This window comes from Sphingomonas sp. Leaf23, from assembly GCF_001421585.1.
Taxonomy (GTDB): domain Bacteria; phylum Pseudomonadota; class Alphaproteobacteria; order Sphingomonadales; family Sphingomonadaceae; genus Sphingomonas.
Window position 1 is genome coordinate 278,988 of sequence record NZ_LMKR01000003.1, and the last position, 21,214, is coordinate 300,201.

The 21,214-nt window shown below is 66.7% G+C and carries 25 protein-coding genes; 16 read left to right on the forward strand and 9 right to left on the reverse strand.

What is annotated here, in order from left to right:
• Window positions 1–23: 23 nt before the first annotated feature.
• From ASE67_RS09610 to thpR, 3 genes are all read right to left on the reverse strand, one after another.
• Window positions 24–449 (reverse strand): OsmC family protein, encoded by a 426-nt coding sequence (locus tag ASE67_RS09610; RefSeq protein ID WP_055760023.1) that lies wholly within the window; start codon window positions 447–449, stop codon window positions 24–26.
• Between the two features lie 78 nt (window positions 450–527).
• The gene (locus ASE67_RS09615) at window positions 528–860 is read right to left on the reverse strand and encodes a glycine zipper 2TM domain-containing protein (protein WP_156348571.1); all 333 of its coding nucleotides are present in this window, start codon (window positions 858–860) and stop codon (window positions 528–530) included.
• Window positions 861–966: 106 nt separating this feature from the next.
• Window positions 967–1,500: an RNA 2',3'-cyclic phosphodiesterase gene (gene thpR, locus ASE67_RS09620; protein WP_055760025.1), complete on the reverse strand. Its 534-nt coding sequence runs from the start codon at window positions 1,498–1,500 to the stop codon at window positions 967–969.
• 117 nt (window positions 1,501–1,617) lie between these two features.
• Here thpR and ASE67_RS09625 point away from each other — a divergent pair, with 117 nt between their 5' ends.
• From ASE67_RS09625 to ASE67_RS09650, 6 genes are all read left to right on the forward strand, one after another.
• Complete coding sequence (locus ASE67_RS09625) at window positions 1,618–2,358, forward strand: Bax inhibitor-1/YccA family protein (RefSeq protein WP_055760028.1); 741 nt, start codon at window positions 1,618–1,620, stop codon at window positions 2,356–2,358.
• A 113-nt stretch (window positions 2,359–2,471) separates the two neighbouring features.
• Complete coding sequence (locus ASE67_RS09630) at window positions 2,472–2,759, forward strand: hypothetical protein (protein WP_055760031.1); 288 nt, start codon at window positions 2,472–2,474, stop codon at window positions 2,757–2,759.
• A gap of 73 nt (window positions 2,760–2,832) precedes the next feature.
• On the forward strand, window positions 2,833–3,459 hold the full coding sequence (locus ASE67_RS09635; RefSeq protein WP_200909283.1) for a hypothetical protein: 627 nt from the start codon (window positions 2,833–2,835) through the stop codon (window positions 3,457–3,459).
• A 72-nt stretch (window positions 3,460–3,531) separates the two neighbouring features.
• Window positions 3,532–4,416: a hypothetical protein gene (locus tag ASE67_RS09640; protein WP_055760034.1), complete on the forward strand. Its 885-nt coding sequence runs from the start codon at window positions 3,532–3,534 to the stop codon at window positions 4,414–4,416.
• Window positions 4,413–4,829 (forward strand): GNAT family acetyltransferase, encoded by a 417-nt coding sequence (locus ASE67_RS09645; RefSeq protein ID WP_200922197.1) that lies wholly within the window; start codon window positions 4,413–4,415, stop codon window positions 4,827–4,829. Before ASE67_RS09640 ends, ASE67_RS09645 begins: the two co-directional genes overlap by 4 nt.
• Before the next feature lie 85 nt (window positions 4,830–4,914).
• Entirely contained in the window at window positions 4,915–7,047 is a 2,133-nt protein-coding gene (locus tag ASE67_RS09650) for a TonB-dependent siderophore receptor (RefSeq protein WP_055760041.1), read from the forward strand.
• Between the two features lie 90 nt (window positions 7,048–7,137).
• On the opposite strand, the gene ASE67_RS09655 is transcribed toward ASE67_RS09650, so the two are convergent.
• Both ASE67_RS09655 and ASE67_RS09660 read right to left on the reverse strand, forming a co-directional pair.
• On the reverse strand, window positions 7,138–7,956 hold the full coding sequence (locus ASE67_RS09655) for a ferredoxin--NADP reductase (RefSeq protein WP_055760044.1): 819 nt from the start codon (window positions 7,954–7,956) through the stop codon (window positions 7,138–7,140).
• A gap of 9 nt (window positions 7,957–7,965) precedes the next feature.
• Window positions 7,966–8,394: a hypothetical protein gene (locus ASE67_RS09660; protein WP_055760047.1), complete on the reverse strand. Its 429-nt coding sequence runs from the start codon at window positions 8,392–8,394 to the stop codon at window positions 7,966–7,968.
• Window positions 8,395–8,578: 184 nt separating this feature from the next.
• On the opposite strand from ASE67_RS09660, the gene ASE67_RS09665 reads away from it, so the two are divergent.
• Entirely contained in the window at window positions 8,579–10,321 is a 1,743-nt protein-coding gene (locus ASE67_RS09665) for a methyl-accepting chemotaxis protein (protein WP_055760050.1), read from the forward strand.
• 179 nt (window positions 10,322–10,500) lie between these two features.
• Here the strand turns inward: ASE67_RS09665 and ASE67_RS18180 are convergent, their stop codons facing one another.
• The gene (locus ASE67_RS18180; RefSeq protein WP_156348572.1) at window positions 10,501–10,908 is read right to left on the reverse strand and encodes a DUF6869 domain-containing protein; all 408 of its coding nucleotides are present in this window, start codon (window positions 10,906–10,908) and stop codon (window positions 10,501–10,503) included.
• 109 nt (window positions 10,909–11,017) lie between these two features.
• On the opposite strand from ASE67_RS18180, the gene ASE67_RS09670 reads away from it, so the two are divergent.
• The 7 genes from ASE67_RS09670 (at window position 11,018) to ASE67_RS09700 (ending at window position 16,890) form a co-directional block, all read left to right on the forward strand.
• The gene (locus ASE67_RS09670; protein ID WP_055761536.1) at window positions 11,018–11,374 is read left to right on the forward strand and encodes an arsenate reductase; all 357 of its coding nucleotides are present in this window, start codon (window positions 11,018–11,020) and stop codon (window positions 11,372–11,374) included.
• A gap of 65 nt (window positions 11,375–11,439) precedes the next feature.
• A complete protein-coding gene (locus ASE67_RS09675) occupies window positions 11,440–11,880 on the forward strand; it encodes a hypothetical protein (RefSeq protein ID WP_055760053.1) in 441 nt (146 codons plus the stop codon).
• 24 nt (window positions 11,881–11,904) lie between these two features.
• Complete coding sequence (gene panB, locus ASE67_RS09680) at window positions 11,905–12,765, forward strand: 3-methyl-2-oxobutanoate hydroxymethyltransferase (protein WP_055760057.1); 861 nt, start codon at window positions 11,905–11,907, stop codon at window positions 12,763–12,765.
• 248 nt (window positions 12,766–13,013) lie between these two features.
• On the forward strand, window positions 13,014–13,715 hold the full coding sequence (locus tag ASE67_RS09685) for a tetratricopeptide repeat protein (RefSeq protein WP_055760060.1): 702 nt from the start codon (window positions 13,014–13,016) through the stop codon (window positions 13,713–13,715).
• A 28-nt stretch (window positions 13,716–13,743) separates the two neighbouring features.
• A complete protein-coding gene (locus ASE67_RS09690) occupies window positions 13,744–15,075 on the forward strand; it encodes an outer membrane protein assembly factor BamB family protein (protein ID WP_055760062.1) in 1,332 nt (443 codons plus the stop codon).
• A gap of 202 nt (window positions 15,076–15,277) precedes the next feature.
• Window positions 15,278–16,651, forward strand: a complete 1,374-nt coding sequence (der, locus tag ASE67_RS09695) for a ribosome biogenesis GTPase Der (protein ID WP_055760065.1) — start codon at window positions 15,278–15,280, stop codon at window positions 16,649–16,651.
• Window positions 16,648–16,890, forward strand: coding sequence for a sulfurtransferase TusA family protein (locus ASE67_RS09700; RefSeq protein ID WP_268795363.1), 243 nt, complete (start codon window positions 16,648–16,650; stop codon window positions 16,888–16,890). The genes der and ASE67_RS09700 overlap by 4 nt, the downstream gene beginning before the upstream one ends.
• A gap of 2 nt (window positions 16,891–16,892) precedes the next feature.
• On the opposite strand, the gene ASE67_RS09705 is transcribed toward ASE67_RS09700, so the two are convergent.
• From ASE67_RS09705 to ASE67_RS09715, 3 genes are all read right to left on the reverse strand, one after another.
• Window positions 16,893–17,294 carry a hypothetical protein gene (locus ASE67_RS09705; RefSeq protein WP_156348573.1) on the reverse strand — a complete coding sequence of 134 codons (402 nt, stop codon included), beginning with the start codon at window positions 17,292–17,294 and terminating at the stop codon, window positions 16,893–16,895.
• Between the two features lie 202 nt (window positions 17,295–17,496).
• Window positions 17,497–18,267, reverse strand: coding sequence for a glycosyltransferase family 2 protein (locus ASE67_RS09710; RefSeq protein ID WP_055760071.1), 771 nt, complete (start codon window positions 18,265–18,267; stop codon window positions 17,497–17,499).
• The gene (locus ASE67_RS09715) at window positions 18,264–19,319 is read right to left on the reverse strand and encodes a glycosyltransferase (protein WP_055760074.1); all 1,056 of its coding nucleotides are present in this window, start codon (window positions 19,317–19,319) and stop codon (window positions 18,264–18,266) included. The genes ASE67_RS09710 and ASE67_RS09715 overlap by 4 nt, the downstream gene beginning before the upstream one ends.
• Window positions 19,320–19,442: 123 nt before the next feature.
• Between ASE67_RS09715 and ASE67_RS09720 the strand changes: the two genes are divergently transcribed.
• Window positions 19,443–20,219, forward strand: a complete 777-nt coding sequence (locus ASE67_RS09720; protein WP_055760078.1) for a glycosyltransferase family A protein — start codon at window positions 19,443–19,445, stop codon at window positions 20,217–20,219.
• The gene (locus ASE67_RS09725; protein ID WP_055760080.1) at window positions 20,216–21,214 is read left to right on the forward strand and encodes a hypothetical protein; all 999 of its coding nucleotides are present in this window, start codon (window positions 20,216–20,218) and stop codon (window positions 21,212–21,214) included. The genes ASE67_RS09720 and ASE67_RS09725 overlap by 4 nt, the downstream gene beginning before the upstream one ends.

Here is a 21,214-nt window from a genome sequence, read left to right on the forward strand (position 1 = left end):
GCCTGCCGCCCCAGACCGAAGCATTACGCCGTCAGCGTGTGCTCCAGCGTGATGTCCGCATTCAGCAGCTTCGAAATCGGGCAACCGGCCTTGGCACCGGCCGCGATTTCCTCGAACTTCGCCTGGTCGATGCCGGGGACGTTGGCGTTGAGCGTCAGCGCCGACTTCGTGACCTTGAACCCGTCGCCATCCTTGTCCAGCGTCACCTTGGCGGTGGTCTCCAGCGTGCCGTCGCTAAAGCCGGCGCCAGCCAGCGCAAAGCTCAACGCCATGGTGAAGCAGCTGGCATGGGCGGCGGCGATCAGCTCTTCGGGATTGGTGCCCTTGCCGTCCTCGAACCGGGTGTTGAAGCCATATTGCTGGTCGGACAGCACGCCCGACTGAGTCGATACGTGGCCTTTGCCGTCCTTGCCGAGACCTTCATACCGGGCGGATGCACTGCGGATCATGGCGAAACCTTTGCGAATGAAAAAGGGGCGGGCCCGTCGTCGGACCCGCCCCTCAGAATTCGTCAGACCGGTTAAGGTTCAACGGCAACGGCCACGGCTGCCGCTCTTCTCGATCTCACGACCGGCCAGCGCGCCTGCACCGGCACCCAGCAGCGTGCCGAGCGTGCGGTCGCCACGCGAATCGATTGTGCGACCGACCAGCGCGCCGGCAACGCCGCCTACCACCAGACCGGTGGTGCCGTTTTCCTTGCGGCAGTAGCGACGGCCGTCACGACCGCGCCATTCACGATACCGGTGGCGGCGCTGTGCTTCGGCGTCGGTCTTGCCGACCGAAATGCCGTGCTTCGAGAAGGTCGGGCCGACCGGGGCCAGCAGCGAGGCGGCGGCGAGTGCCATCATCAAATTGCGCATGGGGTTTTTCCTTTCGTCCGTAATCCTGATGTGGCCCCTTAACGCATCCTCGCGCTGACGGTTTCATGAACGAAACGAAAGGCTCTCGTTCAGGTTTGGGGACAGGTCAGCCTAGCGGCACCCGGACAATCGGTTCATACCATGCGCCGTCCTGCCCCAGATGGCTTTCATACAGGATCAGGTGGTCGAACCGCATCGCCGGTGACGTCAGGCCGGCATACGCGGCAAAGAAGCCGTCGACTGGCCCCGACGCGCGGTTCAGCCGGGCGAGCGTGACATGCGGCAGGAAGGCGCGGCCCTCCGGTGGCAGCCCGGCGCGGACCAGCGCATGGTCGACCTTGCGATGCAGCGCGGCGATTGCATCGTGCGGCGCGATCCCGGCCCACAGTGCCAGGCCGCGCGCGCCGGTATCGAACCGCCCGACACCCGACAGTGCCAGCGTGGGGGCAGGGGCATGGATCGCCTGCAACGCAACGGCGATATCCTCGGCGACGGGGCGCTCGACCTCTCCGATATAGCGCAGGGTGAGGTGCAGTTGCGCCTCGTCCTGCCACCGCGCGCCCTCCACGCCGTCCATGATGTCCAGCAGGATTCGGCGCAGGGCGGCCGGCGGGCGAAGGGCTACGAACAGGCGGTGCACGCGTGAATCCTCCCGGCGGCGTAACAAAGTGTTGCTACCCGCGTTTGTCTTGAAATCGCCCGTTGCCCGGACGATATTTCCATCATCCGGCATGTGTGCCGGGAAGAGGAGTTTACAATGGCGAACTGGTCCGATCCCCGGACGACGGCCGCACCGATCACCCGCAACCGCACCGCCGACATGGCGCGCGACGCGGGGCTGCGGTCCTACATGCTCTCGGTGTACAACTACATGGCTTCGGGCGTGCTGTTGACCGGCATCGTCGCGCTGTTGTTCTCGTGGGGTGGCGACACGTCGCCAGCCGCACAGGTCTTCTACCAGCCCGGCGCGCTGAAGTACCTTATCATGTTCTCGCCGCTGATCTTCGTGATGGTCATGAGCTTCGGCATCAACCGCCTGTCGACCGGCGCGGCGCAGGGGCTGTTCTGGGCGTTTGCGGCGGTGATGGGTCTGTCGATGTCGACGATCTTCCTGCGCTACACCGGCCCGTCGATCGCGCTGACCTTCTTCTCGACCGCGACCGCGTTTCTGGCGCTCAGCCTGTATGGGTACACGACCAAGCGTGACCTGACCGGGTTCGGCACCTTCCTCATCATGGGGCTGGTCGGCCTGATCGTCGCGTCGCTGCTGAACCTGTTCTTTCAGTCGGGCGTGTTCAGCCTGGTCATCAGCGCGGTCGGCGTGCTGCTGTTCGCCGGTCTGACGGCCTATGATACGCAGCGGATCAAGGCGATGTATTTCCAGGTCGCCGGCACCGATTTCGCGGGCAAGGCCGTGATCCTCGGCGCCCTGTCGCTCTATCTCGACTTCGTGAACATGTTCCAGTTCCTGCTGTCGTTCATGGGCAACCGCGACTGATCCCACGCTTCGCGACGTCGTTATGGAAGGCCCGGCAGGCAACTGCCGGGCCTTTTCGCATGGGCGGAACGCCCGGCGTCCTCGCTTGTTGGGGCGGGGAAGGAGTGAGGGATATGACCAACGAAACCAACGGTATCGACGACAAGGCCATGGCGTCGCTCTCGGTCGCGCCGGATGGGCGGGAGAGCGAGGCAAACCCGGCGCGTGGCGATGCCGGTACCGGCGGCACGGATCGCGACGAATCGGACAGCGATGCGAAGCTCGACCAGGGCCTCGACGAATCGATGGACGCCTCCGACACGCCCAGCGCGCTCCAGCCGGGCAGCGACGGCCCGGCACCATCGTCGGGCTATGACGCCGAGCAGGAAGCGAAGCTGGCCGGACACAACGACCGCGACTGATCGCCAGCACATGGTACGGTTCGGGCGGCGCGTCGGGGTTTCCCGGCGCGCCGCGCTTGGTAAGAAGGCAGCTATGACGACCAACCGGCTGTTCCGCCCGATCCTGCGCATCGCTGCCTTGCTGTCGCTCTTGCTCGCCGCGATCGTGCCGGCACAGGCGGCGGTGACGATCACCTTCTGGTCGCAGGAATTTGGGCAGAATTTTCCGCATGCCTTCTTCACCTTTGCGGGTACGCCCGATGCCGGTGGTCCGGCGGTGAACGAAAGCTACGGCTTCACCGCAAAGGCGATTACGCCCGCCCTGCTGATGGGGTCGGTCGGTGGCATGATCGATCGGCCGAAGCCATCCTATATCGCCAAGAGCAACGCCCATTTCTCGGTCGTGCTGAGCGATGCGCAATATGCGTCGGTGCGTTCGCTGATCGACGAATGGGGCGAAAAGGGCGATTCGCACTATAATCTCAACCGCCGCAACTGCGTGCATTTCGTGGCGGAGGCGGCGCGGCGGTCGGGCCTGACCGTGGTCGAGGACAAGAAGCTGATGAAGAAGCCGCGCTCCTTCATCCAATCGATCGAGCAGGCCAATGCCGGGCGGGTGACGGTCGTCGAACTGCCGGCCAAGGCGTATTTCGCGACGCAGCCGCCGTCCGCCGCCAACGACAACACGCCCTTGCGCGACGCGGCGACCACGCCGCACTGACCGGCGCGTTGCCCCTTTCCGTGCGCGGCCGATTGCGGCAGTCCTGCGAGGGGACAAAAGCGGAGAAAGCGAATGCGGCGTTGGACGATCGGGCTGCTGGCGATGCTGGCCGGATGCGGGCAGGCGGATGAGGCACCCGCGCCGGCCAATCTGAGCGAGGACGTGCCGGTCCTGCCGTCGCCGACGCCGACCCCTGAAGCGCTGGTGACGATCCCGACCCGCTTCGTCGGCAGCTGGGACGTCAGCGGTGCCGCCTGCACTGCCAACCCGGCGGCAGCGAGCCGCGTCGTCATCGCCGCGAATGCGGTGCGGATGGGCGACACCGACCTGCCGACCCGCGCGATCACCGCCGCCGATGCCGGCGCGGTCGATGTCGACGTGATCGGCGATCGCAGCGGAATTACCGAACAGCGGCGTTATCGCCTCGCGCTCGGCAGCGGCGGTAGCCTCGAACTGATCGGTGTCGACGGGCTGACCCGACTCGTGCGCTGCGATGCGCCGGCGGGGGCGGAGGCCGCCGCGCGCAACGCGGTCGCGCTCAACCTTGCGCCCGACGGGTTGCAGACGGTGGCCGGCGCGAGCAGCCGGTCGCTGCCCTTCGGCACCCCGGCGGAGGTCGTGCTGCGCGTGGTCGAGGCCGCGACCCAGGCATTGCCGCAACGCTCGCGCAACGCCGATTGCGGCGAAGGGCCGCTCGACGTCGCCACCTATCCGCGCATCGCCGTCTATTTCCAGGAGGGGCGCTTCGTCGGCTGGTCGGCGCGCGGCCGCGGGCTGACCACGATGGGCGGCGTCGGGATCGGATCGAAGCGCGCCGATGTCGACGCGGTGATCGTGGCCCCGGTCGAGGAAACCAGCCTCGGCCGTGAATTCGGCAGCAGCGGCCTGTCGGGACTGTACGATGCCAAGGACACTGTCAGCGCGCTGTGGGCGGGCAGCACCTGCATCGCCCGGTGATCGACACCGCGACGCCTGCCGATGCGGCGGCGATCATCGCCCTGTGGCATGCGGTTCGATTGACCCGGCCGTGGAACGACCCGGCCGCCGATTTCGCCCGCGCGGTGGACGGCGCGACCTCGACCATCCTCGTCGCGCGACGGGATGGCGTGCCGATCGGCAGCGTCATGGTCGGCTATGACGGGCATCGCGGTTGGCTCTACTACCTCGCTGTGCGACCCGATGCGCAGGGGCAGGGGATCGGCACCGCGCTGTTCGATTCGGCGGAACAGTGGCTGCGCGCACGATCGGTGCCGAAGCTGCAGCTGATGGTCCGCGCCGATAACCATGCCGCCATGGCATTCTACCGCCGCATCGGATTGGAGGAGCAGGGGGTAACGGTCTTTGGCCGTTTCATCGATATTGCGACGTAGATGCAACCGATAGACTAATGATAGTCACTTGCAAAAGCGATAGCGAAGCCGTAGCGGACGCGAAACATCACAGGGATCGTTTCGCATGTCCTCCATCGCCGTCCTCCTTGCCGCCACCGCGCTGACCCCGGCCCCGATCGCTGCGGATGATCCGCAACAGCGTGGCGAGGAGATCGTGGTCACCGGCCAGCGTACCGAAGGCAGCGACGATTATGCGGTGAAGGCGCAGAGCACCGCGACCCGCCTGCCGCTGTCGCTGCGCGAGACGCCGCAATCGGTCAGCGTCGTGACCCGCGCACAGATCGAGGATTTCCAGCTCAACGACATCAACGCGCTGCTGGCGACGGTGCCGGGCGTCAACGTGCAGGCGCAGGAAACCGACCGCTTCTATTATTCCGCCCGCGGTTTCGACATTCAGACGTTCCAGATCGATGGCGTCGGCCTGCCGTTTCCGTTCCAGATCCAGAACGGATCGGTCGATACCGCGATGTACGACCGGATCGAGGTGGTGCGCGGTGCGCCGGGGCTGCTCTCGTCGACCGGCAACCCGTCGGCGGTCATCAACTTCATCCGCAAGCGCCCGACGCGCGACCTCGCCGCCTCCGCCAGCGTTCAATATGGCTCGTACGACAATCTGCGCCTCGACGGCGATGTCAGCGTCCCGCTGACCAAGGGTGGCGGCATCCGCGCCCGCGCGGTCGGCTCCTATCTCGACGGCGACAGCTATCTCGACCGCTACGGCCTGACCCGCTGGACCGGCTATGGCATCGTCGAGGCGGACCTTGGCCCCGATACGGTGGTCAGCGCCGGCTATGGCTATCAGAACCACAAGAGCCGCGCGGCGATGTGGGGTGCGATCCCGCTTTACTATTCCGACGGCACCCGCATCGACCTTGCCCGCTCGACCAACACCGCGCCCGACTGGTCCAGCTTCGATGTGACCGACCGCCAGATGTTCGGCGACGTGACGCACCGGTTCGGCGACTGGACGGCCAAGCTGTCGGTGCAGCGCCGCGCGATCGACGAGGATGACCGGCTATTCTATGTCTTCGGCCCGAACGGCGCGCCCGACCGCGCCACCGGCCTCGGCATCGCCAGCTATCCCGGCGCGTTCCGGTCGTTCGCGCGCAACCTGACGATCGATGCGAATATTACCGGCACCGTGTCGCTGTTCGGCCGCAGCCATGACGTGATGTTCGGCGCGAACCGTTCGGCGCAGCGCTACACCCAGGATTCGGCTTATGACAACGCGCTGATCGGCGTGTCGCTGCCGCTGGCGACCGCGTTCGACGGCACGTTCCCCGAACCGAACTTCCCCGCCTTCAGCCGCAGCCTCGACACGCATAGCCGGCGCGAGACGGTGTACGGCCTGCTGCGCCTGAACCCCGCCGACCCGCTGAAGGTGATGATCGGCGCCAACGCCACCCGCGCGTTCAGCGAAGGCGTGTCCTACGGCGCGCCGACCAATTACGACCGTGCGCGCTTCCTGCCGTTCGTCGGCGCGACCTACGAACTGACCGGCAACATCAGCGCCTATGCAAGCTTCGCGACGATCTTCAATCCGCAGGACCAGCTGGAACGGGTGGGCGGCACGCTGCGCCTGATCGACCCGATCGAAGGCGACAATCTGGAGGCGGGCCTGAAGGGCGAATGGCTCGGCGGCCGGCTGAACGCCAGCGTCGCACTGTTCCAGGCGCGGCAGAAGAATACGGCGGAGGCGGCCGGCTTCGATCCGGACATTCGCCAGACCCTTTATCGCGGCGTCGATGCCACTTCGCGCGGGATCGAGCTGGAGGTCAGCGGGCAGCTGGCGCCGGGTGTGCAGGCGACCGGTGGCTTCACCGCGATGCGTATCCGCGGCGAACAGGATCAGGCGGTGCGCACCTTCGTGCCGCGCAACACCGGCCGGTTGAACATCGTCTGGGCGCCGGTCGCGCTGCCTGCACTGAAGCTCGGTATGTCGGGCCAATATCAGAGCCGCATGTACCTCGAACCGCTGGGCGTCGTGTCGTCGACCACCGGACAGCAGGTGCGGATCACGCAAGGCGGCTATGCGACGCTCGACCTGATGGCGCGCTATGACCTGACCCCGCGCGTGTCGCTCAGCGCCAATGTCCGCAACGTCGCCAATGCGAAGGCGCTGAGCGCGCTGAACTTTGACCAGGGCTATTACAACGCCCCGCGCACGGTGCTGGGCACGGTGCGGGTCAGCTACTGACGCGAAAAGGGGGCGGTGGTGCCGCCCCCTTTAGGTACCCTCCGCTCGGTTCGAAGCTGCTCGAACCGAGCGGGTTGGAACGTGGGTAGATTACCCCACGAACGCCCGCTCGATCACATAATCGCCGGGCTTCGCGTTCGACCCTTCCTCGAACCCGATCCCTTCGAGATATTCCGAAAAGTCGCGGATCATCTCGGTCGACCCGCACAGCATGATGCGGTCGGTCGCCGGGTCGAACGCCTGCGCCCCGCCGATCCGCGCCGAAAACAGCGTGCCGTTGTCGACCAGCGCGTCGATGCGGCCGGTGGTGTGGAATTCCTCGCGCGTCACGGTCGGCACATAGGTGAACTGCGCCGCCGCCTGATCCTCGACCAGCGGATCGCCCGACAAATGCGATTCCAGCGTGGTGCGGAACGCGAGGTCGGATACGCGGCGCACCGAATGCACGACCACGATCGACGAATACATCTCGTACACGTCCGGATCGCGGATCAGCGACAGGAACGGCGCAAGGCCGGTACCGGTCGACAGCATGAACAGCCGCTCACCGGGCTTCAGCGCGTCGGTGACCAGCGTGCCGGTCGGCTTCTTGCCGAGGAAGATTTCGTCACCGGGCACGATCTGCTGCAGCTTCGAGGTCAGCGGGCCATCGGCCACCTTGATCGACAGGAACTCCAGCTCCTCGGCATAGGCCGGGCTGGCGATCGAATAGGCGCGCAGCAGCGGCTTGCCGTTGTCGCCGGGCAGGCCGATCATCACGAACTCGCCCGAGCGGAAGCGGAAGCTCGGCGGACGGGTGATGGTGAAGCTGAAGAGATGCTCGTTCCAGTGGCGCACCGAACGCACGCGCTCGACGCTCAGCGCGTTGGTGGGTTCGAGGCCGTGGACGACGGCGGTGCGGTCGGTCATCGATAATCCTTACGTCCTGACGTTGGTCCCCGGCGGCAGCCCGACCTGTCCGAGCATTGCCGCCGTCCGGGCCAGCGCGCAAAAAGTGGGGGCGATCGCCTCTTCGGCGACCAGCAGCGAAAGCGTGGTCCGCGCCTTCGCATCGCGTCCCGTTACGAGATCACGCGCCAAGGTCAAGAGAACCGATTCATCGTCGGTCACAAGCCCGCATTTACAATTGATCTGGATCGGCACCCGCGCATGGGTCGACAGCTGTGTCATCCACGCGTCGAAGTCGCCCAGCGCATCGAGCGCGCCCGACTGGGCAAAGCGCGCCGCCAGCAGCGCGGCGGGACATTGGCAGGCACTGCGCGCCGCAACCCACAGCCGGATCGCATCGATCAGGAAACGGTCGCCGGGGGACAGGACCGTTACCGGCCGGTCGATCAGATCGTACATAGAGCCTCGCTATTGATACTCATTCGCATTGGCTATCGTGGATTGCGCGAAGCGTCAATGGGGCTGGGCGGCGACATGCGACGGGCATCGACCGTCGCACGATGATCCGCGCATCGCCCGATTCTTAAACGTGATGTTCAGTATTTTGCGACAGACCCGACGGGAAATGGTGGGGATGGCAGGCATGCAATTGAAGGTTCGTGGTCGCATCAATCTGATCGGGGCGGTTGCCGCCCTCGGACTGGTCGCGCTGCTGTGCATCAGCCTGTTCCACCTGTCGTCGGTCATGCACCGCGACATTGAACGCAGCACCCGTCAGGCGGTCGAAGCCGCCCGCTCGGTCGTGGCGCATTTCCACGACGAAGAGGCCGCGGGCCGCATGACCCGTGCGCAGGCGCAGCAGGCCGCGCTCAGCGCGGTGAAGGCGATGCGCTATGATGGCACCGAATATTTCTGGATCAACGACACGCATCCCACGATGCTGATGCACCCGATCAAGCCCGAACTGGTCGGAACCGACCTGACCAACAACCGCGATACCAACGGCAAGGCCCATTTCGTCGAAATGGCGCAGATCGTGAAGACCAAAGGGGCCGGGTTCCTGACCTATTACTGGTCGAAGCCGGGCCAGAAGGAACCGCTGCCCAAGCTATCCTACGTCACCGGCTATGCGCCATGGGGCTGGGTGATCGGATCGGGCGTCTATATCGATCGGGTCAACGGCGCGATCTTCGATGCGGCGCTGTATCTCAGCGCGCTGGCGCTGGCGGTGATGCTGCTGGTCGCCTTCTGTGCGCACCGCATCGGCCGCTCGATCTCGCTACCGGTTGAGGCGGTGGCGAGCCGGATGCGCGCGCTGGCGGCGGGGGACACCGCCTCGGCCATTCCGGGGCGGGCACGGCACGACGAGGTCGGCGAGATGGCCGCCGCGCTCGAAACCTTCCGCGACACCGCGATCGTCGCGGCGGAGCGTGAGGCGGAGCAGCAGCGCGTGGTCGAAACCATCGGCAACGGGCTGTCGGCGCTGGCCCGCGGGCATCTCGACACCCGGCTGGGCGACACGATGACCGGATCGTTCCGCAAGCTCGGCACCGATTTCGACTCGGCGATGGGCGCGCTGAACGATGCGATGCGCGCGGTGGTCCATTCGACCGGCGGCATCCGCAGCGGCGCTTCGGACATCAGCAGCGCATCGGACGACCTGTCGCGTCGCACCGAACAACAGGCCGCCAGCCTGGAGGAGACGGCGGCGGCGCTTGATCAGATCACCGCGACCGTCCGCCGCACCGCGACCGGCGCGGCGCAGGCCAACACGACGATGGCGGCGACGCGCGGCGATGCGGAGGAGGGCGTGCGGATCGTCCGCCAGGCGGTCGACGCGATGGGCGGGATCAAGCGCGCGTCGGACGAGATTTCCGAAATCATCTCGGTCATCGACGGCATCGCGTTCCAGACGAACCTGCTGGCACTCAACGCCGGCGTCGAAGCGGCGCGCGCCGGGGACGCGGGCAAGGGCTTCGCGGTCGTCGCCTCCGAAGTCCGCGCGCTGGCCCAGCGTTCGGCCAACGCCGCCAGCGACGTGAAGAGCCGCATCATGGCCAGCGGCAGCCAGGTCGAGATCGGCGTGAACCTCGTCGGCGAAACCGGCGGCGCGCTGGAGCGGATCGTCGGCCGCATCGCCGAGCTGGCCGATCTGGTCGCGACCATCGCCAAGGGCGCCGACGAACAGTCGTCGGGGCTGCATCAGGTGAACATCGCGGTCAGCGAGATGGATTCGGTCACGCAGCAGAACGCGGCGATGGTCGAACAAAGCACCGCCGCCGCCCGCGGCCTCGCCGACCAGGCCGCCGCACTCGCCGATCACGTCGACCGCTTCCACCTATCGGCCGAAGCGCGCAAACCGCTCCCCTATCGCGCGGCGGCGTGAAGGGGGGGAGCGTTCGGCGCTTGTCGCCGAACGCAACTTGCCACGGACCTCTATCGCCGCGCGCCGGCCGCAACGCGGGCTAAGGATGGTCGCCGGCATCACCAGCTGCAAATATATTACGCGCGCGTGGCCTCCGAAGCCTCGCCAACATCAGGTTTTGGCGGATAATTTCCGTAACGCTATCGGGAAATATTACCGGCCGCTCGCTGCACTCGTGTCCAAACATCTTCTGACATGCTGTTCCGCCAAACACATCCAACAGTCCAAAATATGCGGCGGTCCTGCCGTGCTTCAACCTCTAAGCTCTTGATGAAGTGGGTAGCGTGTTCGGCAAGAAGGCTCTCAAGAGGTCCTGCGGCCGTGTTGGCAAGGATGCGCTTTGCTTCCGTGTCATGTTCGGTAAATAGTTCGCTTTCGGAAAAGCGACTTACAACAGCCTTGATGGCTTCCCAAGCCAGTACTGGCTGATGATAGGAGGCATCACATATGACCCAGCCACGCTCGAAGACATCCTCCGGCGCCTTGCTTGGGTCAAGCCGCGCGTAGGCGATCCAGTCTAATGCGATCTGCTGCGAGATGCCCTCCATGCGGGTAATCTGACATGTTTTCGGCGTGTCCGCTATTGGGCGGAAGTCGAAGTGCTGCTTTTACGCTCTCCAGTCGCTATTACCCAGTCTGCATGCACCGAGGACAATGATGACCACCACGATCTACGGCATCCCCAACTGCGACACGATGAAGAAAGCCCGCGCGTGGCTCGACGCGCACGGCATCGCCCATAGCTTCCACGACTACAAAAAGGCCGGGATCGACCGCGCGACGCTGACCGGCTGGGTCGACGCGCTCGGCTGGGAAACGCTCCTCAACCGCAGCGGGACGACGTTCCGCAAGCTGCCCGACGCCGACAAGGCCGATCTGGACGCGGCCAAGGCGATCGACCTGATGCTGGCGCAGCCATCGATGATCCGCCGCCCGGTGCTGGTCGGGCCGGGCTGGATCGAAACCGGGTTCAAGCCCGATGCCTATGCCGGGCGATTCGCCATCGCGGAATAAGTGCGTTAACCACTCCGAACAGAGCATCATTACGATGTCGTATCGAATCAGGGGTGGGGAGTGACATGGCACCGACGTTCGTCCGAACCCCGCCGCCCTGGTTCCGCATCGTCGCCATCCTGTTCCTGCTGTGGGGCGCTATCGGCGTCTTCGCCTTCTATAGCCAGGTGACGATGGGCCCGGCCGCGCTGGCGGCGATGAGCGAGCAGGACCGCCGTTTCTACACATCGCTGCCAGGCTGGTTCGACTGGATCTACGGCATCGCCACCTGGGGCGGGCTGCTGGGGAGCGTCGCGCTGCTGCTCGGGCGGCGCTGGGCGGCGGGGCTGTTCGCGGCGTCGCTGCTGGCGGTCGCGATCCAGTTCGGCTGGGTCTTCACCGCGACCGACCTGATCGCGCGGAAGGGCGCGGCGGCGACTGTCCCGTTTCCGCTGGTGATCTTCGCGATCGCGCTGTGGCAGCTAGGAGTGGCGCGCCACGGCATCGTGCGCGGGTGGCTTCGCTGATCCCGCTCGGCTAGAGCGGCGGCCATGTCCACGACCTTCACCATCGACACCGCCACCAGCCGCGCGACGCCCACCCCGGCGCCGATGAAGCGGCTGACCATCCCCGCGATCCGCGCCGCCAAGGGCAAGACCCCGCTGGTGATGCTCACCGCCTATACCGTGCGCATGGCGCAGCTGATGGATGCGCAATGCGACATGCTGCTGGTCGGCGACAGCCTGGGGCAGGTGATCTACGGTCTGCCTTCCACGGTGCCGGTCACGCTCGACATGATGGCGGCCCATGGCGCGGCGGTGGTGCGCGGGTCGTATCATGCGCTGGTCGTCATCGACCTGCCCTTCGGCAGCTATGAGGCAAGTCCGCAACAGGCGTTCGAAAGCGCGGCGATGCTGCTGAAGGCGACCGGCGCGGCGGCGGTGAAGCTGGAGGGCGGCACGGCGATGGCCGAAACCGTCGCCTTCCTGTCGCAGCGGGGCATCCCGGTGATGGGCCATGTCGGCCTGACGCCGCAGGCGGTGAACCAACTGGGCGGCTATGGCGCACGCGGGCGGAGCGCGGCGGAGGCGGAAAAGATCGTCGCCGATGCGGTGGCGGTGGCCGACGCCGGCGCCTTCGCGGTCGTGATCGAGGGCGTGGTGGAACCGATCGCGGTGGAGATCACCCGCCGCATCGCGTGTCCCACGATCGGCATTGGCGCTTCGGCGCAGTGCGACGGGCAGGTGCTGGTCGCGGAGGATATGCTCGGCCTGTTCGAACGCACGCCGCGCTTCGTGAAGACCTATGGCGACCTGGCCGGACAGATCGCCGGCTCGGTCGCGACCTATGCCGAACAGGTCCGCGACCGGACCTTCCCCGGCCCGGCGCAACTCTACGCGCCGAAGGAGTAGTATGGCCTGAACGCCAAACGTCACCCCGGGCTTGACCCGGGGTCCCGCTTCTTCTGCCACGGTCGAAAGAAAGCGGGACCCCGGATCAACTCCGGGGTGACGGAGTGGTCGGGCAGTCCGTTCACCCCCCGCACAGCTTCGCCAACCCATGGTCCCACCCCGGCACCGACCCCCGCGACCATTCGCTTTCGTTTCGCATGGGTGTCGGCTAAAGGAGCGCGCTTGATCTATCCCCCGGAGCTGTTCCCTTGGCGTTGACCCCGCAAAACAACGAAGCCTTCATCCGCGAAGTCGATGAAGAGCTGCGCCGCGAGCAGATGTCGAACATCGGCAAGCGCTACGGCCTGTGGATCATCGTCGCGGTCCTGGTCGTGCTCGCCGCGTTCGGCGGCTGGACGTGGTGGAACCATCACCAGAACACGCTGGCCGGCGAACAGGGTGAACAGCTCGCCATCGCGCTCGACGATATCCAGCAGGGCCGCGTCGCGCAGGCGAACGATATCGTCGGCAAGCTGACCAGCTCGGACAAGGACGCGGTCCGCGCCACCGCGCTGCTGACGCAGGCCGACATGCTGCTGTCGAAGAACGATACCAAGGGTGCCGCCGCCGCCTTTGCCAAGGTCGCCGCCGACGAAACCCTGGCCCAGCCGTTCCGCGACATGGCCCTCGTCCGCCAGACCGCGGTCGAGTACGACTCGCTGCAGCCCCAGCAGGTCATCGACCGGCTGCGCGGCCTCGCCGACAAGGGCAGCCCGTGGCTGGGCAGCGCGGGCGAGATGGTCGCCGTCGCCTATTTGCGCCAGAACAAGCTGCAACAGGCCGGACAGACCTTCGGCCTGATCGCGCAGAGCGACGGCGTGCCCGACAGCATCCGTGCCCGCGCCGTGCAGATGGCCGGCTCGCTCGGCGTCGATGCCGCCCCCGCCGCGCCGACCGTCGCCGCGCAATAACTTCCTTTCGATACCGGAACCCCTTCCCATGAAGACGCATCTGAAACTCTCGGCAGCGGTCGCGGCGTTGGCGCTGCTGGGCGGTTGCAGCGCCCTGAAGGGCAAGGGCGGGCCGCGCACGCCCGTCGTCGGACAGCGCGTGCCGATCCTTGCCTCCGAAAATCTGGCGGAGGTCGATCCGGCGCTGGCGAACCTTCAGGTCGTGCTGCCGATCGCCGAGACCAACGCCGACTGGTCGCAGCCGGGCGGCAACGCGTCGAAATCGATGAGCCATGTGGCACTCGGCGACACGTTGACCCAGGCGTGGAGCACGCGGATCGAGGGTGGCAACACCCGCACCCGCCTCGCCGCCGCGCCGGTCGTGGTCGGCGGTCGGCTGTACGTCATCGACGTGAACGGCATGGTCACCGCGATGAACGCCGCGACCGGTGCCACCGTGTGGACCGCGCAGACCGTAAAGGGCGACGGCAACACCCGCGCCCGCTTCGGCGGCGGCGTGTCGGTCGAGGGTAATCGCGCCTTCGCCACCGATGGTCTGGGCGATGTCGTCGCGTTCGACGCGGCCGATGGCAAGGAAGTGTGGCGCGCCAAGCCCGGTGGCCCCCTGCGCGGCGCCCCCTCGCTCGCCAACGGCCAGGTCTATGTCGTCAGCCAGGACAACCAGCTGTTCGCGCTCGACCAGAGCGACGGCAAGGTCGTGTGGACCCAGTCGGGCAGCATCGAATCGCAGGGCGTGTTCGGCGTCGCCGCGCCTGCCTCGGCACAGGGGACGGTCGTCGCCGGCTTCTCGTCGGGCGAACTGAACGCCTATCGCTACGAAAACGGCCGTTCGGTGTGGGGCGACAGCCTGTCGCGCACCTCGGCCTCGACCTCGGTGTCGGCGCTGGCCGATATCGATGCCGAACCGGTGATCGACAATGGCCGCGTCTATGCGGTCGGGCAGGGCGGTCGCATGGTCGCACTCGAACTCGTGTCGGGCCAGCGGTTGTGGGAACAGAATCTCGCCGGCATCTCGACGCCATGGGTCGCCGGCGAATGGATCTTCGTCGTGACCGACGACGCCCGCCTGCTGTGCATCTCGCGCGGCAGCGGCAAGCTGCGCTGGGTCCAGCAGCTGCCCGGCTTCCGCAACGTCAAGAAGCGCAAGAACCCGATCAGCTGGGTCGGCCCGATCCTGGCCGGCAACCGCCTGATCCTCGCCAATACCGAAGGGCAGCTGGTCTCGGCCTCGACCGCCGATGGCAGCATCACCACGACGCAGGACACCCGGTCGAAGGCGGGCTACAATCTGTCGCCGGTCGTCGCCAACGGGATGCTGTACCTGCTGGACGACGCCGGGCAGCTGACCGCCTGGAAGTAACGCGCTCTCGTCACCCCGTTCGTCATTCCGGCGCAGGCCGGAATCCATGGATGGGGTGACGTCGCGATTTGATCGCCAGCACCCGATACAATGGATTCCGGCCTGCGCCGGAATGACGATGGCGGCGGGCTGAGCGCACACCCTCGACCCTCCGACCCCATTCCCCTACACTCGGCGGCAAACCCGCACCCCAGGAATCCCCATGCCCCTTCCCGTCGTCGCCATTATCGGCCGTCCCAATGTCGGCAAGTCGACGCTGTTCAACCGCCTGGTGGGCAAGCGGCTGGCGCTGGTCGACGATCAGCCGGGTGTGACCCGCGACCGGCGGGAGGGGCAGGCGAACCTGCTCGGCCTCGACTTCACCATCGTCGACACCGCGGGGTTCGAGGATGAGGACGCCGCAACCCTGCCGGGGCGGATGCGGATGCAGACGCAGGCGGCGGTCGAAATGGCCGATGTCGCGCTGTTCATGATCGACGCCCGCGCCGGCATCACGCCGCTGGACGAGGAAATCGCCCGCTGGCTGCGCTCCGCCGACGGCACCGTGATCCTGGTCGCGAACAAGGCCGAAGGGCGCGCGGGCGAAAACGGTGTCCTCGAATCGCTGGCGCTGGGCTTTGGCGATCCGGTGCAGATGTCGGCCGAACATGGCGAGGGCGTCGCCGACCTGTTCGACGCGCTGCGCCCGTTCGTCGAGCGTGAGGACGAGCCGGAGCCGGAGGACGAGGGCGAGTTCGACCCCGACACCGCCGTCCTGAAGCTCGCCATCGTCGGCCGCCCCAATGCGGGCAAATCGACGCTCATCAACCGCTTCCTCGGCGAAGACCGTCTCATCACTGGTCCCGAAGCCGGCATCACTCGCGATTCGATCGCGGTCGACTGGAACTGGACCGCCCCCGATGGTCGTGTCCGCCCCGTCCGCCTGATCGACACCGCCGGCATGCGGAAAAAGGCGCGGGTGCAGGAAAAGCTCGAAAAGCTCTCCGTCGCCGACGCGCTCCACGCGATCGACTTTGCCGAGGTCGTCGTGCTCCTCCTCGACGGCACCCGCGGGCTGGAGCTGCAGGACATCAAGATCGCCGACCGCGTACTGCAGGAAGGCCGCGCGCTGGTGATCGCGCTCAACAAATGGGACATCGCCGAACACGCATCGTCGCTGTTCAACGGGGTGAAGGGCGCACTGGACGAAGGGCTGGCGCAGGCACGCGGCGTGCCGCTGCTGACCGTGTCGGCGGCAACCGGCAAGGGGCTGGACGTGCTGATGCAGGCCGCGTTCGAAACCCGCGAAGCATGGGGCCGCCGCGTCTCGACCGGACAGCTCAACCGCTGGTTCGACCGCGCGCTGGAGGCGAACCCGCCGCCCGCGCCCGGCGGCAAGCGGATCAAGATGCGCTACATCACGCAGAACAACATCCGCCCGCCCAGCTTCGTGCTGTTCGGCACGCGCGTCGATGACCTGCCCGAAAGCTACAAGCGCTATCTCATCAACGGCATCCGCAAGGAATTCGGCTTCGGCGCGGTCCCGGTTCGCCTCAACCTGCGCGCACCGAAGAACCCGTTCGACCATTCGAAGTGACCCGCATCGACGCCCGCGGCATGCGCTGCCCCTGGCCCGCCATCCGGCTGGCGCGGGCGCTGCGCGACGGGGCGTCGATGGTGGAGATTACGGCGGACGACCCCCGCGCACCCGGCGAACTGGCAAGCGCGGCGACGGCGGTCGGCGCGCGGATGGAAATGGTGGGCGAGGGGGTGTTCCGGGTGGAGCGGGATACGGCCAACTCGTTTGATCAGGCTCGAACTGTATCGGGGCGGTAGGTCTAATCTGCCGACGCGCTGCCCGTAAACCGTGCCTCGCCAATCGCATTTTCGTACTTCGTAGCAAAGCGCCACACTGCGGCACCGACCACGGCCGTCGCGACCAGAAGCAGGACTGCAAGCCACGGATGGTCACGTGCGACCAGCAGTCCTGCGGCAGTTCCGGTGGCAACGATCACGATACTGCCCGAAACGCGAGGCGATGGACCCGGCGTGTCGCGATGATCCTTCGAATTTGGCATCAGCATCGACCCGAGGAGCATCGATCCAATAAACGCCATATGCAGATTGGACCGTATTGCGGCCAACATATCGGTGTCGTGCGGCAGGACATTGCTCAGATATCGGGCGAGCAACGCCGCCCCCAATGTCATCAACGCAGCGGCATAAGCAACCAGGGCCACGCCACGCCGGATCGTCAGAAGACTGGGCATACCGGCACGTTTTCATGCTGCGCGCGAATGGTCAATGATGCTCGTGCTTTCCTACAGCGGGCAGACCATGCCATGCTCGATCCGGCTTTTTCGCATCGCCGGAATATTGCGGCCGCTGCATCCGGCGATCCGCGCAGCGCACGAGTGTGAACTTCGTGAACTTTGAACCGACCTACGGCTTCGCTTCCCACGGTTTATCCCGCAAATTCAAATGGGTAATCCCCCGCGCCTTCAGCCGCGGCCCAAGGAAGCGGTAGAAGAACCAGTCCTTCGCCGCGAACGGCGTCGCGTGGTACAGAATGCGCTCGCCCAGCGTCCACCGCACCCGCCGCCGGTCCGACCGGCGCGGCGAGGGTTTGGCCCAGAAATCATAGGTATAGACAACGCGGCCGAGCTTCGCGACACGCTGCATGATCTCATGGTCGAGCAGCACATAGGGCCACAGCTGTTCCGAAAAGCCGCCTGCCTCGACCAGCGCGGATGTTCGAAACGCCTGTCCATATCCGCCGGTATGCGTCTGTTTCGACAGCAATTTCGTCACGAAGCCCGAATAGAGCGCGCGGCGCAGCTTCTGCCCCGACGCATCGACGCCCAGCGCCATCACCGCCACCGTCCGGGGATCGGCATCGAACGCGCGCTCCGCCTCGGCCAGATAATGTGGCGGATACCAGGTGTCGGCATCGCCGAACGCGCAGAACTCGGTGGTCAGCTGCCCCATCGCCGTTTCCAGCGCATGGATCTTGCCCGGCCGGGCTTCGGACAGGTTCACGACCTCGACCCCCGGCGCGGCGAAGCGCTGCGCGATCGCATCCGACCCATCGGTCGATCCGTTATCGACCAGCACCAGCCGGAACGGCACGCTCTGTTCGGCCAGCGCCGCCAGCGTCGCGGGCAGGAAATCGACCTCGTTGTAATAGGCGATGACGAACGTCCAGCGGGTCACGCGGCCAGCTCCATCAACCGGCGACAGGCGGCTTCCGACGACCGCGCGCCATGGGTCGCGACCGCATGGGCGCGCGCCGCCGCGCCCATCGCCGCGACCGCCGCCGGATCGGCCAGCAGCGCGGCCACCTTGTCGCGATAGTCGTTGTCCTTGACCAGCAGCCCGCAGTCCGGCGGGATCACGTCCGGCCCGATCCGGTCGTCGAACGCGATGACCGGCAGGCCGCACGCCATCGCTTCGGGGATCGCACGCGGGAAATAATCGCGCCGCCCGGCATGGAAGAACAGCCGCGACTGCGCCAGCACCGACGGCACCTGCGCATTCGGCACATGCCCCAGCCACGCGACCTTGCGAAAGCGGCGGCGCAGGTCGTCGCCCTGCGGCCCGTCGCCGATCACCGCGACCCGGTGGGTTTCGCCCAACGCCGCGATCTCGTCGAACTTCTTGTACCGGGTCAGCCGGCTGGTCGCGATCACGTCGAACCGCTTGTCCGCCGGCTGCGGCGCGAAGCGGTCGGTATCGATCGTCTTGGGCAGCCGCTGCATCCGCGCCTCTGGAATGGCTCGCCGCCAGAAGCGCCAGCCCGGCCGGGTCAGCTTCGCCTCCTGCACCGCCGATTCAGGGAATACGAAGGCGGCGTGCGGCACGATCCGGCTCCACCAGTCGCCACCGATGATAACCGCGAAGCGCCGCTGGTCCGGCCGAAGCACCCGGTCGAACAGGTCGAACCCCGCGCCGCCATTGCTGCCGATCAGCACGAACAACGTTGCCGGATCGATCCGCGCGGCGGCGACCATAGCGTCGCTTTTCTGTTCGCGGGTCTTGGCCTGCGGATTGGACGGCGCGAACAGGCGGATGGGGTAGGGCGCGATGCCGGGCAGGTCGGACATCGTGTCGAGCGGCTCGCGCGCCAGCCCCCACAGCTCGACCTCGACGCCCTGCTCGGTCAAGATGCCGGGCATCCGCCGGTCGCGATTGTCCCAGCGCAACCACTCGCGCACATCGGCGACCCCGTGATGGGTGGGATAGGTCAGGACAAAGACGATCCGCATCACCGATCCGGCTACCAGCGACCGGAGCGTTACGCCACTAGCGATTGTGGTGCGGCACCGGCCCGGCGCCGCACGACGAAAGGCGTCTCGACGCCTTTCCAAACCGGGTCTAAGGCGCTGGCGATGAACTGGTCCGATGACGGCGCGCGGGTAAGCTGCGTGATGGTGACCGCGAACCGTGCCGGGCTGGCGCGGCGGGCGGTCGACTGTTTTCTGCGGCAACGCTGGGCGAACCGCGAACTGGTGGTCGTCGATGACGGCGATCAGGATTATACCCCGCTCTTCGCCGATATTCCTGCTGACCGGCTGATCTACGACCGGGTGGCGAAAACGCTGGAGACGACGCTGGGGCGTCTGCGCAACCGCACGCTCGACCTGGCGCGCGGGGCCATCGTCGCGCAGTGGGACGACGACGACTGGTATCATCCTGACCGGCTGGCGCGGCAGGTCGCGGTGCTCGACGGCGGCAAGGACGCCTGTGTCCTGCGCGGCACGCTGATGCATCTCGATGCGCCCGACTGGTTCGACCACCCCTATGTCGGCACGCTGGAGCCGGGCGTGCCGGGCAGCATCGTCCACCGCGCCGATCCGTCCGCGCGCTATCCGGAAAAGCGGCGGGGCGAGGATACCGATTTCCTCGGCCACTGGCCGCTGGAGCGGATCGGCGTGCTCGATGCGCCGGGGCTGTTCGTCCGCGCGTTCCACGGGGCCAATACGTGGGAGCGGACCCATTTCGAACGGCGGGTGCGCAACACGCCGCTCGCCGCGATCGAATATGCCGTGCGCCGCTTTCTGCCGGGTGGGGTGTGGGGCCATTCGCGCTTCCGCCTCGACCCCGCTACCCGCGCCGCGTTCGACGCGTTCGTCGTCGATTCGCGTAGCGCCGGGGTGTTCGCGTGACCCTCTCCGACCGCGCCAAACGGCTGCACGAATGGTCGCAGACGCCGGCCGCCGCACGGGCGGGCACGGTGTTTCGCGCACTGTTCTTCGTCGGCGTCCTGCTGTGGCTGGTGCTGAAGGTCCGTGCGATCGGCTGGGCCAACGTCGCCGCTGCCCTCCCGCGCACGCCATGGTTCTATATCCTGTTCGTCGTGATGTTCATGGCGCTGCCGGTGTCGGAGGTGTGGATCTTCCGCCTGCTGCTCGGCCGCCCCTTGCCCGGCAGCCTGCCGGTGTTCGTCCGCAAGCGCGTCTTCAATTCGGCGTTCGTTGGCTATTCGGGTGAGGTCTATCTGTTCGTCTGGGCGCGCCAGCGGCTCGGCATCGCCTCGAAGACGCTGCTGCTGGCGATCAAGGACAATGCGATCCTTTCCGCGCTGGCGTCGGCGGCGATCACCTCGGTCCTGCTGGTCATCTTCATGGGGACGGGCCGGGCGAAATGGATTGCCGACTGGCTGCATTCGGCGGGCGGGATGCTGCTTGCCGGATTGCTGGTCGCCGCGTTCCTGACGCCGCTGCTGCTGCGGCTGCGCAAGCAGATATTGTCGGTCAGCTGGCGGATCGCCGGTGCGGTGCTTGGCATCCATGTCGCGCGCATCCTGATCGTCGTGCTGTTGCAGGCGACGCAATGGGCGGTGGTGCTGCCCGCCGAGCCGCTGGGCGTGTGGGTCACGTTCCTGACGGTGCAGATGGTCATCAGCCGCCTGCCGATCGTGCCCAATCGCGACCTGCTGTTCCTGTCGGCCGCGCTGGAGATGAGCCATATCGTCGATGGCCCCCGCGCCGCGATGGCCGGGTTGCTGCTGGCCGGCGGTGCACTGACGCAGGGGTCCAACCTGCTGTTCTTCTTGCTGACCAGCTTCCAGCGGCGACGCGGCACGCTGCCGGTCGCCGAGGTCGATCCCGATTTCGAGGCGGAGGTCGCCACGCCGGCCGTCCCGCCGGCGGGCGAATAG